Source organism: Streptomyces sp. NPDC111516 (assembly GCF_055635345.1).
In genome coordinates this window covers 121,837-135,193 of sequence record NZ_JBVKBV010000004.1, presented here as the reverse complement: position 1 = coordinate 135,193, position 13,357 = coordinate 121,837, and the positions used below count along the sequence as shown (strand labels likewise).

Sequence of the window (13,357 nt, the reverse complement as noted above, 5' to 3'; positions counted from 1 at the left end):
CGGGTCCGGGGAGAGCCGGCCGGATCACGGGGATCCGGCCGGCCAACCCGTCAGACCTCTTCGACGCTGCTCGGCTCGCGCCGGGACAGGTCGATACCGAGCTCCTCCGCCGCGCGGAAGACGTCCTCGTCCGTGTCGCGCATCTCGATGGACATGCCGTCCGAGGACAGCACCTCCACATTGAGGCAGAGCGACTGCATTTCCTTGATGAGCACCTTGAAGGACTCGGGAATGCCGGGCTCGGGGATGTTCTCGCCCTTGACGATCGCCTCGTAGACCTTCACGCGGCCGGTCACGTCGTCGGACTTGATCGTCAGCAGTTCCTGGAGGGCGTATGCGGCGCCGTAAGCCTCAAGGGCCCACACCTCCATCTCACCGAAGCGCTGTCCACCGAACTGGGCCTTACCACCCAGCGGCTGCTGGGTGATCATGGAGTACGGGCCCGTCGACCGAGCGTGCAGCTTGTCGTCGACGAGGTGGTGCAGCTTGAGGATGTACATGTACCCGACCGAGACCGGGTCCGGGAACGGCTCGCCGGAGCGGCCGTCGAACAGCTGGGCCTTGCCGGAGGGCTGCACCAGGCGGTCGCCGTCGCGGTTCGGGATCGTGGCCTCGAAGAGACCGGAGATCTCGTCCTCGCGCGCACCGTCGAAGACGGGGGTGGCGACGTTGGTGCCGGGGGCGACCTGGTCGGCGCCGATGGCCTGCAGGCGCTTGGCCCACTCGTCACCGAGGCCGGAGACGTCCCAGCCGCGGCTGGCGAGCCAGCCGAGGTGGATCTCCAGGACCTGTCCCGGGTTCATTCGGGACGGGACACCCAGCGGGTTGAGGATGATGTCGACCGGGGTGCCGTCCTCCAGGAACGGCATGTCCTCGATCGGGAGGATCTTCGAGATGACGCCCTTGTTGCCGTGACGGCCGGCGAGCTTGTCACCGTCGGTGATCTTGCGCTTCTGCGCGACGTAGACGCGGACCAGCTGGTTCACGCCCGGCGGCAGCTCGTCGCCCTCTTCGCGGTCGAAGACGCGGACGCCGATGACCTTGCCGATCTCACCGTGCGGCACCTTCAGCGAGGTGTCGCGCACCTCGCGCGCCTTCTCACCGAAGATCGCGCGGAGCAGGCGCTCCTCGGGGGTCAGCTCGGTCTCACCCTTGGGCGTGACCTTACCGACGAGGATGTCGCCGGCGACGACCTCGGCACCGATACGGATGATGCCGCGCTCGTCGAGGTCGGCGAGGACCTCCTCGGAGACGTTCGGGATGTCCCGGGTGATCTCCTCGGGGCCGAGCTTGGTGTCACGGGCGTCGACCTCGTGCTCCTCGATGTGGATCGAGGAGAGGACGTCGTCCTGCACGAGGCGCTGCGACAGGATGATCGCGTCCTCGTAGTTGTGACCCTCCCACGGCATGAACGCCACGAGCAGGTTCTTGCCGAGGGCCATCTCACCGTTCTCGGTGGCCGGACCGTCGGCGAGGACCTGGTCGGCGACGACCCGGTCGCCCTCGGAGACGACAACCTTCTGGTTGACCGAGGTGCCCTGGTTGGAGCGCATGAACTTGGCGATGCGGTACGTGGTGTACGTGCCGTCGTCGTTGGTCACGGTGATGTAGTCCGCGGAGACCTCCTGGACCACACCGTCCTTCTCGGCCTTGAGCACGTCACCGGCGTCGGTGGCGCAGCGGTACTCCATGCCGGTGCCGACGAGCGGGGCCTCCGACTTAATCAGCGGCACCGCCTGACGCATCATGTTCGCGCCCATGAGGGCACGGTTGGCGTCGTCGTGCTCCAGGAAGGGGATCATCGCGGTGGCGACGGACACCATCTGGCGCGGCGAGACGTCCATGAAGTCGACGTCCGTGCCGGGCACGTAGTCGACCTCTCCGCCACGACGGCGGACCAGGACGCGGGGCTCGACGAAACGCAGCTCCTCGGAGAGGGGCGCGTTGGCCTGCGCGATGACGAAGCGGTCTTCCTCGTCGGCGGTCAGGTAGTCGACCTCGTCGGTGACCTGGCCCTCGACGACCTTGCGGTACGGCGTCTCGATGAAGCCGAACGCGTTGATGCGGCCGTAGGAAGCCAGCGAACCGATCAGACCGATGTTCGGGCCTTCGGGCGTCTCGATCGGGCACATGCGGCCGTAGTGCGACGGATGCACGTCTCGGACCTCGAAGCCGGCCCGCTCACGGGAGAGACCACCCGGGCCGAGGGCGTTGAGACGACGCTTGTGCGTCAGGCCCGACAGCGGGTTGTTCTGGTCCATGAACTGGGACAGCTGGCTGGTGCCGAAGAACTCCTTGATGGAGGCGACGACCGGCCGGATGTTGATCAGGGTCTGCGGCGTGATCGCCTCGACGTCCTGAGTGGTCATGCGCTCGCGCACGACGCGCTCCATACGGGCGAGACCCGTACGGACCTGGTTCTGGATCAGCTCACCGACGTTACGGATACGGCGGTTGCCGAAGTGGTCGATGTCGTCGGTCTCGACCATGATCGAGCGACCGGACTCGCCGACCGTCTCGGTCTCACCGGCGTGCAGCTTCACCAGGTACTTGATGGTGGCGATGACGTCGTCGGTGGTGAGCACGCCGGCGTCCAGCGGCTCGTTCGCGCCGAGCTTCTTGTTCACCTTGTAGCGGCCGACCTTCGCCAGGTCGTAGCGCTTCGGGTTGAAGTAGAGGTTCTCCAGCAGCGTCTGCGCGGCCTCACGGGTCGGGGGCTCGCCCGGACGCAGCTTGCGGTAGATGTCGAGCAGCGCGTCGTCCTGGCCCTGGGTGTGGTCCTTCTCCAGGGTGGCGCGCATGGACTCGTACTCGCCGAATTCCTCCAGGATCTGCTCGGTGGTCCAACCGAGAGCCTTGAGCAGAACGGTCACGGACTGCTTGCGCTTGCGGTCGATGCGGACACCGACCATGTCGCGCTTGTCGATCTCCATCTCCAGCCAGGCACCCCGGGACGGGATGATCTTGGCGGAGAAGATGTCCTTGTCGGACGTCTTGTCGATGGAGGAGTCGAAGTAGACACCCGGCGAGCGGACCAGCTGCGACACGACGACACGCTCGGTGCCGTTGATGACGAAGGTGCCCTTGTTGGTCATGAGCGGGAAGTCGCCCATGAAGACCGTCTGGGACTTGATCTCGCCGGTCTCGTTGTTGGTGAACTCGGCCGTGACGAAGAGCGGGGCGGCGAACGTGAAGTCGCGCTCCTTGCACTCGTCGATCGAGTTCTTCGGGGGCTCGAAGCGGTGGTCGCGGAACGTAAGCGACATCGACCCGGAGAAGTCCTCGATCGGTGAAATCTCCTCGAAGATTTCCTCCAGGCCGGACTTGGTGGGGACGTCTTGTCCACTGTCCAGAGCAGCCTCGACGCGAGCCTTCCAGGCGGCATTGCCGAGGAGCCAGTCGAAGCTCTCGGTTTGCAGCGCGAGGAGGTTCGGAACCTCGAGGGGCTCCTTGATCTTTGCAAAGGAGATGCGCAGCGGGGCGGTGCTGGCACCGTTGTTCGTATTCGCGGTCGAGGCGTTGCGCGAGGCGGCCAAGAGGGGGTCCTTCCGAGGGCTCGGACTCACTACGCGCGTACCGGTCCCAAGCTGGACACGGAGACAGAAATCCCAGGTCAGAGACGTTCGGTCATCGATGCTCAAGCGTGGGCATGCCCCTGGTGACGGGCAGGAGGCAGCTAACAGGCAGCGCAAAGGGTCAGTGTAGCCAAACGGCACACTGATGTCCAGTCGGGGTTCTCAGAGACCCACGTAGCTCTCAACAGCTGTTCTCAACACCTATGACTAGCCGGTGCGCGCGGTGCGCTCTTCTTTACTGCCCTCTTCGTCCACGATCCATGCCTCGGATTCGGATCGATGTGACGACGCGTCCTGAGAATTGCGCGCCGCGTGCCGTTCGTCAAGGCCCCCCTGCCGGGACAACGCCCCGGCGCCCTCAGCCGGTCACCTCCCGGCGCCGGTCGGCCGGCCCCGAGAGGCAACGGCGAAGATCACCATACTCGTCGCCGCAGGAAGAGCAAGGCAGCCGCTGCGGGTACGCCGAAGGGCGACCACCCGGATGGGTGATCGCCCTTCGTCATTTGACGTCCGTGCCGGTGCGGCACGGGCAGTCAGAAGGAGTCAGCGGACTCCTTGAGTCACTTGACCTCGACGGAAGCGCCGGCGGCCTTGAGGGACTCGGCAGCCTTCTCGGCGGCCTCCTTGGCGACCTTCTCGAGGACCGGCTTCGGGGTGCCGTCGACGAGGTCCTTGGCCTCCTTCAGGCCCAGCGAGGTCAGCTCACGCACGACCTTGATGACCTGGATCTTCTTCTCGCCGGCGCCGGTGAGGATGACGTCGAACTCGTCCTGCTCCTCGACGGCCTCAGCGGCGGCACCGGGGGCACCCGGGGCGGCAACGGCGACCGCAGCGGCGGCGGTGACGTCGAACTTCTCCTCGAAGGCCTTCACGAACTCGGAGAGCTCGATGAGGGTCATCTCTTCGAACTGCGCGAGCAGGTCGTCCTGGGACAGCTTCGCCATGATGGCGTCCTTCCACTAATTCGGCAGGTGCCGGAGTTACATGTAGGCGGGCGTACGTTCGGCCCGCTGCGACCGTCGCCCAGTCAAGCGACGATCATTGCGCGAGCCGAATTACTCGGCACCGCCCTGCTCGGCCTGCTTGGCACGAAGCGCCTCCGCGGTGCGGACGAACTTCGACGGAAGCGCCTGGAAGACCTGAGCAGCCTGAGTCTGCTTGCCCTTCATGGCGCCCGCCAGCTTGGCGAGCAGAACCTCGCGGGACTCGAGGTCCGCGAGCTTCTTGATCTCATCCGCGGTCAGCGCCTTACCATCAAGGACACCGCCCTTGATGATGAGGTTGGGGTTGTCCTTGGCGAAGTCACGAAGACCCTTCGCCGACTCCACCGGGTCACCGGTGATGAAGGCAACCGCCGTCGGACCAGTGAACTGGTCGTCCAGCGAAGTGATCCCGGCCTCGTTGGCCGCAATCTTGGTCAGCGTGTTCTTCACCACGGCGTACTGGGCGTTCTCACCGAGCGAACGACGCAGCGTCTTGAGCTGCGCCACGGTGAGACCCCGGTACTCGGTCAGCACAGCGGCGTTCGAGCTGCGGAACTGGTCCGTCAGCTCGGCTACCGCGGCAGCCTTGTCGGGCCTTGCCATGAGCGTCGGCCTCCTTCCGGGTGATGAGGACCGCTCAGAAGGGGCCGGGAAAGACGAACGCCCCGGCGCAGGCGCCAGGGCGTAGCTCGACCGAACGAAGTCCGGGAGCTTTCCACAGTCACCTGCGCGGGTCGCCCGTACTCGACGGAACCTTCGGTCACTGCTCCCTCTTGCGAGAGCGCAGCAACGACCAGCGGTCTTTGGCTTCTGTAGGAGAGTACGCGACCGATGTCGCGCCGGGCAAATCCGTCTCGGTTCGGGCGGTGCGGGAGGTTTGGGCCGGCCGGCGACCGGGAAACCGCGTCGCCCGGTCGCCGTACGGTCTCAGCCGGCGTTCGCGCCCGCTCCCTGCTGCTGCTTCACGAGGTCGGTGAAGTCGACCGTGTCATTGGCCGGGGGCGCCTCCACCGATACCTTCGTGCCGTAGTCGCTGTAGTACACCGTCGAATTCAGTTCGCCGGTCTTCATCTGGCCGCGCTCGGTCTTCTTGACCAGCAGATCGTTCTCGTCGACCCAGATGTCGACCTGCTCCGTGGTGATCCCGACGTCGCTCAGCTGCTTCTTCAGCTGAGCAACTTGGTCGGCGTCGAGCTTGGAGTTCTTCGCGGTCAGCGCGGCGACGTCGACGGTGCCGGAGTAGTGCGTGGCGGAGACGCCGCGTACGTCCTCCTGGCCGACCTTCTTCACGTCACCGGAAGCCAGCAGGGACTTCACGCCCTGGTCGGGGGTGGTGTTCTGCATCTGCTGCTTCATCGCCTCGCCGGAGGCGCCGGCGAGCTTGGCGAGGTCGGCGTAGCCGTAGTTGATCCAGTGCTTGCCGCCGGCCTGCTTGGCAAAGGCCTCGCCCATGTTGACGGCGTAGCCGTCCTTGAAGTAGCGGGCCTCCATGGTGCCCGTGCCACCGTTCTGCTTCATGGCGTCCGCCATGGTGCCGCCGGTGTACGTGATCTCCATGGTGCCGGTGAGGCCGTCGGTCCAGTCGATGGTGCCACTCTGCTTCATGGACATGGTGGTGCCCATCTGCGTGGTGCCCTCGACCTTCGCCGAGCTCGCCCCGCCGGTCTTCTTCTGCACATCGAGCAACGCGGCTATCGGGTCGGCCTTCACCACGGCGCCGCCGCGGTTGTCGCCGCCCTTGTCGTCCGATCCGCCGCAGGCCGCGACCGACGTCAACGCCGCCGCCACCGCTACCGACAGACCCACGCGTCGCACGGTACTGGTCCTCATGTCCGCTTCCACCCCTCGTTCGGCTCTCGGAGCCTCACGCTAACGCACAGCTCCGACACAGCCACCGGCTACATACGGATACGAGGACGGGCCCCGCACCTCGAAAGGTTGCGGGGCCCGTCAATGTCACACGTGACGCGGCTTGCTGCCGAGCGCGGGGGCTCAGACGGAGGCCGGGTCCTCCTCGACGAGGAGGTTACGGGTGCGGTTGGCGTCCAGCGGGATGCCGGGGCCCATCGTGGTGGCCAGGGTGGCCTTCTTGATGTAGCGGCCCTTGGCGGCGGACGGCTTCAGACGGAGGATCTCCTCCAGCGCCGCTGCGTAGTTCTCCACCAGCTTGGTGTCGTCGAACGAGACCTTGCCGATGATGAAGTGCAGGTTCGAGTGCTTGTCGACGCGGAACTCGATCTTGCCGCCCTTGATGTCGTTGACAGCCTTCACGACGTCGGGGGTGACGGTGCCGGTCTTCGGGTTCGGCATCAGACCACGCGGACCGAGCACCCGGCCGAGGCGGCCGACCTTGCCCATGAGGTCCGGCGTGGCGACGACGGCGTCGAAGTCCAGACGGCCCTTCGCCACCTCGTCGATGAGCTCGTCGGCGCCGACGATGTCGGCGCCCGCGGCTTCCGCGGCCGCAGCACGGTCACCGGTCGCGAAGACCAGGACCCGGGCGGTCTTGCCGGTGCCGTGCGGGAGGTTCACGGTGCCACGGACCATCTGGTCGGCCTTGCGAGGGTCGACACCCAGGCAGAACGCGACCTCGACGGTGCCGTCGAACTTGGTGGAGGCGGTCTCCTTGGCGAGACGGACGGCCTCGAGCGGGGCGTAGTTGCGCGCCCGGTCGACCTTGGCGTCCGCAGCGCGGAGGTTCTTGCTGCGCTTCACTTCTGCTCCTGTGGTTTCAGGGTGTGGAGTCGTGGTGCGGGCCAGCGCTTGGCCCTACCACTGAGGACGTGAGGGGCTGAATCAGCCTTCGACCGTGATGCCCATGGAACGGGCGGTGCCAGCGATGATCTTCGACGCGGCGTCGAGGTCGTTGGCGTTCAGGTCGGGGAGCTTCGTCGTGGCGATCTCACGGACCTGGGCAGCCGTCAGCTTGGCGACCTTGGTCTTGTGCGGCTCGCCGGAGCCCTTCTCCACGCCCGCGGCCTTGAGGATCAGCTTCGCGGCCGGCGGAGTCTTGGTGACGAAGGTGAAGGAGCGGTCCTCGTAGACCGTGATCTCCACCGGCACGACCATGCCACGCTGCGACTCGGTCGCGGCGTTGTAGGCCTTGCAGAACTCCATGATGTTGACGCCGTGCTGGCCGAGCGCGGGGCCGACCGGCGGGGCCGGGTTGGCCGCACCGGCATTGATCTGGAGCTTGATAAGCCCCGTGACCTTCTTCTTCTTGGGAGGCATTGCTCTCTCCGGGTCCTAGTGAGAGTGTTTCGCCGCCGTCCGGTCATCCGGATGGAGGCATACCGCACAACGATAACGGGTATGGCTGCGCGACCAAAAACCGAGCAGGTCAGACCGGCCGTGGAGCCGGTCTGACCTGCAGGGTAGGCATGTGTCCAGATTCTGACGGAAAGCCGCTAGTTCTTCTGGATCTGGTCGAAGCTGAGCTCGACCGGGGTCTCGCGGCCGAAGATCTCGACGAGACCCTTGACCTTCTTCGAGTCGGCGTTGATCTCGTTGATCGTCGCCTGCAGCGTCGCGAACGGGCCGTCGGTGACGGTGACCGAGTCGCCCACCTCGAAGTCGAGCACCTGCACCTCGACCTTGCGGGACGGAACCGGCTTGCCCTCGGCCTCGGCTGCCTCACGGGCGGCCTTCTCCTCGGCCTCCGGGGCGAGCATCTTGACGATCTCGTCGAGCGTCAGCGGGTACGGGTCGTAGGCGTTGCCCACGAAGCCGGTGACGCCGGGGGTGTTGCGGACGACGCCCCAGGACTCGTTCGTCAGATCCATGCGCACCAGGACGTAGCCCGGCAGCTTGTTCTGGCGGACGTTCTTGCGCTCGCCGTTCTTGATCTGGACGATCTCTTCCTCGGGCACCTCGGCCTGGTAGATGAACTCCTCGACATTGAGCGAGACGGCGCGCTGCTCCAGATTGGCCTTCACGCGCTTCTCGTAACCGGCGTACGTGTGGATGACGTACCACTCACCGGGAAGGCCGCGCAGTTCCTCGCGCAGGGCCGTGACGGCGTCGACGGGGGCGGCCGGCTCGGCCTCCTCCGCAGCTTCCTCGTCGCCCTCGGTGGGCTCGTCCTCGTTCGCGTCGCCCTCGGAACCGGTCTCGGCCTCGGCGGCCTCGTCGTCGTCCTCGGTGTGCAGGGCCGCCTGCTCGGCGGGCTCACCTGCGGCGGCGTCGGCAGCTTCAGCCTGGTCCGGCTCCTCGGCGTCCGCCGCCTCGACGATGTCGAGCTCGTCCTCGGCGGACTCGAAGGCGCCCGCCGTCGGCTCGACGGCGTCGTTCAGGTTCGGGTCAGACACGGTGGCTGCTTCTTCCTGGATACAAATGGGTGGAACATGCGAAAGGGGCGCCCATGAGGCGCCCTCCGCGGGATCAGCCGAAGACGTACTTCACGACCCGCTGGAACCCGAAGTCAATCACGGTCACCAGACCGATCATGACGACGACGAAGACAATCACCACGGTGGTGTATGTCGTCAGCTGATTACGAGTCGGCCAGACAACCTTGCGCAACTCGGCGACGATCTGGCGGTAGAACAGCGCGAGGCGACCCAGGGGGCCCTTCTTTCCGCGCTTGCCGCCCTTCCGAGCCTTCTTCTTCGACTCGGGTACTTCATTCTCGGCATCAGGCATGTCGATGGAGCCCACGGCGTCCGTCACGCTTCTCACCTGATTCCGGGTCATGGCCGTGCCGCGCCCGGTGGAGCCGCACGGCGGTGCATTGAAGTACGTACATGCGCACACTTCCTGGCGAGGGAGTGTGTAGCAGGGCCGGAGGGACTTGAACCCCCAACCGCTGGTTTTGGAGACCAGTGCTCTACCAATTGAGCTACGACCCTTTGTGGTTTCCACCAACCTACCGCATCTTCCGGATGCTCCGGGTGCGAGAACGGTGTGGCTGGTGAAGGCCAACGACAGGTGAGTGTACGTGCTCATCGGCCCGGCGTCGAACAGATAGCTCCCGACAACTCCTGGTCGCATGTTGTCCGCATGCTGTCCGAGTCGTGTCCGGTCCCTGAAACCCCTGCGCCGACAGGGATCGCGGTCTGGGACCATGGGGGCCATGAGCGCTGCAACTTCTCCGTCCGAGCGCCGGGTCTCCGCCCGCATCGGTGCAATCTCCGAGTCCGCCACCCTCGCCGTCGACGCCAAGGCCAAGGCCCTCAAGGCCGCCGGCCGCCCGGTGATCGGCTTCGGTGCCGGCGAGCCCGACTTCCCGACCCCCGGCTACATCGTCGACGCGGCGGTCGAGGCCTGCCGCAACCCGAAGTACCACCGCTACACCCCCGCCGGCGGGCTCCCGGAGCTCAAGGCCGCCATTGCGGAGAAGACGCTGCGCGACTCCGGTTACGAGGTCGACGCCTCCCAGATCCTGGTGACCAACGGCGGCAAGCAGGCCATCTTCGAGGCGTTCGCCGCGATCCTCGACCCGGGCGACGAGGTCATCGTCCCGGCTCCGTACTGGACCACCTACCCCGAGTCGATCCGGCTGGCCGACGGTGTCCCGGTGGAGGTCGTGGCCGACGAGACCACCGGCTACCGCGTCTCCGTCGAGCAGCTGGAGGCGGCGCGCACCGAGCGTACGAAGGTCGTCCTCTTCGTCTCCCCGTCGAACCCGACCGGTGCGGTGTACAGCGAGGCCGACGCCAAGGCGATCGGCGAGTGGGCCGTCGAGCACGGCCTGTGGGTGCTGACCGACGAGATCTACGAGCACCTGGTCTACGGCACCGCGAAGTTCACCTCGCTGCCGGCGCTCGTGCCCGCCCTGCGCGACAAGTGCATCGTGGTCAACGGTGTCGCCAAGACGTACGCGATGACCGGCTGGCGCGTGGGCTGGCTCATCGGCCCGAAGGACGTCGTCAAGGCCGCGACCAACCTGCAGTCGCACGCCACGTCCAACGTCTCCAACGTCGCCCAGGTCGCCGCGCTGGCCGCCGTGTCCGGGGACCTGGACGCGGTCACCGAGATGCGGGCCGCCTTCGACCGGCGCCGGCAGACCATCGTCCGGATGCTCAACGAGATCGACGGCGTGCTGTGCCCGGAGCCCGAGGGCGCGTTCTACGCGTACCCCTCGGTCAAGGAGCTGCTCGGCAAGGAGATCCGCGGCAAGCGCCCGGCCACCTCGGTCGAGCTGGCGGCGCTGATTCTGGACGAGGCCGAGGTCGCGGTCGTACCGGGCGAGGCCTTCGGTACGCCGGGCTACCTGCGGCTCTCGTACGCCCTGGGCGACGACGACCTCGTCGAGGGCGTCTCGCGGCTCCAGAAGCTGCTGGGCGAGGCCAAGGCCTGAGCACGCCCTGAATCCAGTGGGCGACCCCCGGCTCCGGCCGGGGGTCGCTTTTTTGTTCGAGGGTCAACCCGATAGGGAAAGCGGCTACCGCTGAGCCCCCCGTGTGCGGCAGGATCTTCGAATGGAGCGTGATGTACGGCTGTTGCCCAAGGCCCACCTGCACCTGCATTTCACCGGGTCGATGCGGCCCACGACCCTGCTCGAACTCGCCGACAAGTACGGCGTGCATCTGCCGGAGGCCCTGACCGGCGGCGAGCCGCCCAGACTGCGGGCGACGGACGAGCGCGGATGGTTCCGCTTCCAGCGGCTCTACGACATCGCCCGGTCCTGCCTGAGGGCCCCCGAGGACATCCGGCGGCTCGTGCGCGAGACGGCCCAGGAGGACGTCGCGGACGGCTCCGGCTGGCTGGAGATCCAGGTCGACCCCACCTCGTACGCCCCGCTTCTCGGCGGGCTGATCCCGGCGATCGAGATCATCCTGGACGCAGTGGACAGCGCGTCGCGCGAGACCGGTCTGCCGATCCGGGTGGTGATCGCGGCGAACCGGATGAAGCACCCGTTGGACGCCCGGACCCTGGCCCGGCTCGCGGTGCGGTACGCGGACCGGGGCGTGGTCGGATTCGGGCTCTCCAACGACGAGCGGCGCGGGATGGCCCGGGACTTCGACCGGGCGTTCGCCATCGCCCGCGACGGCGGTCTGCTGGCGGCCCCGCACGGCGGCGAGCTGGCCGGCCCTTCGAGCGTGCGGGACTGTCTGGACGATCTCGACGCGGCCCGGATCGGGCACGGCGTACGGGCCGCCGAGGATCCCCGGCTGTTGCGCAGGCTGGCGGAGCGGGGAGTGACCTGCGAGGTGTGCCCGGCGTCGAACGTGGCGCTGGGCGTCTACGAGAAGCCCGCCGACGTACCCCTGCGCACCTTGTTCGAGGCCGGCGTGCCGATGGCGCTGGGCGCGGACGATCCGCTGCTCTTCGGCTCCCGGCTGGCCGCGCAGTACGACCTCGTACGGCGCCACCACGCGTTCACGGACGAGGAGCTCGCGGAACTGGCCCGTCAGTCGGTGCGGGGCTCCGCGGCTCCGGCCGCGGTTCGCACCGAGCTACTGACGGGCATCGACGACTGGCTGTCGAAGCCGGCGGGCTGAGACCGACAGGCGATGCGGGGGGCTACGCCACGAGCCCCCGTATCAGCGCCTTGGCCACGGACGCGGCGAACGCGTCGAGGGACTGCGGCGGTCCCCCGCCCTCCGTGGCCTCATAGGCGAAGGCCCGCTGCGCGCAGGCGCCCAGGAGCAGCGAGGCGGCCGCGTAGGTGTCCGCGTCGGCACGCACCCGGCCGACGGCCTGTTCGGTGCGCAGATACGCGTCAAGGCCGCGGATGGGCACGTGAGGGCCGGTGCCCAGCTCCCGCATCGCGTCGTTGTGGCGTTCTTTGAGCCTGGGCTCGGCATACAGCGAAGCGGCGATCGGGAAGCTCTGCTCGTAGAAGAGGGCGGCCTGGCGGGCGATCTCGGTGAGGTTCTGCTCGACGGTCCGCTCCCCCGCCCCCGGTGACGCGATGAGTCGCTTCAGCAGCGGGTTGAGCTTGGGCAGCCGTTCCTTGAGCACGGCCACGAACAACTCCTCCTTGCTCGGGAAGTGCTTGTAGAGCGCGGCCTCCGAGCAGCCGGCGGCTCGGGCGATCTCCTTGGTGGTGGCGCGGGCCAGGCCGATGGTGAGCATCAGCTGGTGGGCGGCGTCGACGATGCGGACGCGGGCCGGCTTCTGCTCCATGTGCACTCCAATGAAGCTTGACGAGGTGGTGAGTATCCACTCACTGTAGGGGGTGAGTGAATACTTACCCATCCCGGAGGGTGCGCAATGAGGATCACAGTGTTCGGCGCGACGGGCGGTGTCGGCCAGGAGATCGTCCGCCAGGCGGTGACGGCGGGCCATGAGGTGACGGCGGTGGTCCGCGATCCGGCGCGGCTGCCCGTCCCGCTCTCCGATGTACAGGTCCACACAGCGGCGCGCATCGACGATCCGGAGGCGCTGCGCGAGGCTGTCGCGGGCCGGGACGCGGTGCTCTCCGGGCTCGGCTCGCGCGGCCGGAAGGCCGACGGTGTCGCCGAGCGGCTTACCCGGTCGGTGCTGCAGGCGATGGAGCCCGAGGGTACGCGGCGGCTGCTCGTGGTCAGCGCGGCCCCGGTCGGCCCCCGGCCCGCCGGCGACCCGCTGATGGACCGGATGCTCCGCAAGGTGGCCGGGGCGATCCTCAAGGAGGTCTACGCGGACCTGACGCGGATGGAGGCCGCGCTGGCCCGGAGTGCGACGGACTGGACGTCCGTACGGCCGCCGAAGCTCACCAACGGGCCGCTGACGGGGAAGTACCGGACGGCCTTCGGCGGCAGCCCCCGCAGAGGCCGGACCATCTCACGGGCCGATGTGGCGCACGCGATGCTGGCGTTGATCGACGATCCGGCCGCGGTGAAGCAGGGCGTGGGCGTGGCGTACTGAGCCGCG

Annotated in this window: 12 protein-coding genes and 1 tRNA gene; 3 read left to right on the top strand and 10 right to left on the bottom strand. The window is 67.4% G+C overall.

The window, feature by feature from the left end:
* Positions 1 to 50: 50 nt before the first annotated feature.
* The 9 genes from rpoB to ACZ7L9_RS10860 form a co-directional block, all read right to left on the bottom strand.
* Positions 51 to 3,536, bottom strand: a complete 3,486-nt coding sequence (gene rpoB / locus ACZ7L9_RS10900; RefSeq protein WP_471414311.1) for a DNA-directed RNA polymerase subunit beta — start codon at positions 3,534 to 3,536, stop codon at positions 51 to 53.
* A gap of 599 nt (positions 3,537 to 4,135) precedes the next feature.
* Positions 4,136 to 4,519: a 50S ribosomal protein L7/L12 gene (rplL, locus tag ACZ7L9_RS10895; RefSeq protein WP_093897231.1), complete on the bottom strand. Its 384-nt coding sequence runs from the start codon at positions 4,517 to 4,519 to the stop codon at positions 4,136 to 4,138.
* A 111-nt stretch (positions 4,520 to 4,630) separates the two neighbouring features.
* The gene (rplJ, locus tag ACZ7L9_RS10890; RefSeq protein ID WP_266358738.1) at positions 4,631 to 5,161 is read right to left on the bottom strand and encodes a 50S ribosomal protein L10; all 531 of its coding nucleotides are present in this window, start codon (positions 5,159 to 5,161) and stop codon (positions 4,631 to 4,633) included.
* A gap of 324 nt (positions 5,162 to 5,485) precedes the next feature.
* On the bottom strand, positions 5,486 to 6,388 hold the full coding sequence (locus ACZ7L9_RS10885) for an SCO4651 family lipoprotein (protein ID WP_471414309.1): 903 nt from the start codon (positions 6,386 to 6,388) through the stop codon (positions 5,486 to 5,488).
* 162 nt (positions 6,389 to 6,550) lie between these two features.
* Complete coding sequence (gene rplA, locus ACZ7L9_RS10880) at positions 6,551 to 7,273, bottom strand: 50S ribosomal protein L1 (protein WP_327258882.1); 723 nt, start codon at positions 7,271 to 7,273, stop codon at positions 6,551 to 6,553.
* Between the two features lie 81 nt (positions 7,274 to 7,354).
* Positions 7,355 to 7,789, bottom strand: coding sequence for a 50S ribosomal protein L11 (rplK, locus tag ACZ7L9_RS10875; RefSeq protein WP_006126872.1), 435 nt, complete (start codon positions 7,787 to 7,789; stop codon positions 7,355 to 7,357).
* A 176-nt stretch (positions 7,790 to 7,965) separates the two neighbouring features.
* Complete coding sequence (nusG, locus tag ACZ7L9_RS10870; protein WP_471414306.1) at positions 7,966 to 8,865, bottom strand: transcription termination/antitermination protein NusG; 900 nt, start codon at positions 8,863 to 8,865, stop codon at positions 7,966 to 7,968.
* A 73-nt stretch (positions 8,866 to 8,938) separates the two neighbouring features.
* On the bottom strand, positions 8,939 to 9,226 hold the full coding sequence (secE, locus tag ACZ7L9_RS10865; RefSeq protein ID WP_471414305.1) for a preprotein translocase subunit SecE: 288 nt from the start codon (positions 9,224 to 9,226) through the stop codon (positions 8,939 to 8,941).
* A gap of 106 nt (positions 9,227 to 9,332) precedes the next feature.
* Positions 9,333 to 9,405 (bottom strand) — tRNA-Trp (locus tag ACZ7L9_RS10860).
* A gap of 224 nt (positions 9,406 to 9,629) precedes the next feature.
* Between ACZ7L9_RS10860 and ACZ7L9_RS10855 the strand changes: the two genes are divergently transcribed.
* Positions 9,630 to 10,856 carry a pyridoxal phosphate-dependent aminotransferase gene (locus tag ACZ7L9_RS10855; RefSeq protein WP_471414303.1) on the top strand — a complete coding sequence of 409 codons (1,227 nt, stop codon included), beginning with the start codon at positions 9,630 to 9,632 and terminating at the stop codon, positions 10,854 to 10,856.
* A gap of 121 nt (positions 10,857 to 10,977) precedes the next feature.
* Positions 10,978 to 12,000: an adenosine deaminase gene (locus tag ACZ7L9_RS10850; protein ID WP_471414302.1), complete on the top strand. Its 1,023-nt coding sequence runs from the start codon at positions 10,978 to 10,980 to the stop codon at positions 11,998 to 12,000.
* Positions 12,001 to 12,022: 22 nt separating this feature from the next.
* On the opposite strand, the gene ACZ7L9_RS10845 is transcribed toward ACZ7L9_RS10850, so the two are convergent.
* Positions 12,023 to 12,628, bottom strand: coding sequence for a TetR/AcrR family transcriptional regulator (locus tag ACZ7L9_RS10845; protein ID WP_471414300.1), 606 nt, complete (start codon positions 12,626 to 12,628; stop codon positions 12,023 to 12,025).
* 87 nt (positions 12,629 to 12,715) lie between these two features.
* On the opposite strand from ACZ7L9_RS10845, the gene ACZ7L9_RS10840 reads away from it, so the two are divergent.
* Complete coding sequence (locus tag ACZ7L9_RS10840) at positions 12,716 to 13,351, top strand: NAD(P)-dependent oxidoreductase (RefSeq protein ID WP_471414298.1); 636 nt, start codon at positions 12,716 to 12,718, stop codon at positions 13,349 to 13,351.
* The last annotated feature ends 6 nt before the right edge of the window (positions 13,352 to 13,357 follow it).

What these genes read in the sequence shown, in the direction of transcription:
- rplL (WP_093897231.1), bottom strand. Translation starts at nt 4,519, where the DNA reads ATGGCGAAGCTGTCCCAGGACGACCTGCTCGCGCAGTTCGAAGAGATG.
- rplJ (WP_266358738.1), bottom strand. Translation starts at nt 5,161, where the DNA reads ATGGCAAGGCCCGACAAGGCTGCCGCGGTAGCCGAGCTGACGGACCAG.
- ACZ7L9_RS10885 (WP_471414309.1), bottom strand. Translation starts at nt 6,388, where the DNA reads ATGAGGACCAGTACCGTGCGACGCGTGGGTCTGTCGGTAGCGGTGGCG.
- rplK (WP_006126872.1), bottom strand. Translation starts at nt 7,789, where the DNA reads ATGCCTCCCAAGAAGAAGAAGGTCACGGGGCTTATCAAGCTCCAGATC.
- ACZ7L9_RS10855 (WP_471414303.1), top strand. Translation starts at nt 9,630, where the DNA reads ATGAGCGCTGCAACTTCTCCGTCCGAGCGCCGGGTCTCCGCCCGCATC.
- ACZ7L9_RS10850 (WP_471414302.1), top strand. Translation starts at nt 10,978, where the DNA reads ATGGAGCGTGATGTACGGCTGTTGCCCAAGGCCCACCTGCACCTGCAT.
- ACZ7L9_RS10845 (WP_471414300.1), bottom strand. Translation starts at nt 12,628, where the DNA reads ATGGAGCAGAAGCCGGCCCGCGTCCGCATCGTCGACGCCGCCCACCAG.
- ACZ7L9_RS10840 (WP_471414298.1), top strand. Translation starts at nt 12,716, where the DNA reads ATGAGGATCACAGTGTTCGGCGCGACGGGCGGTGTCGGCCAGGAGATC.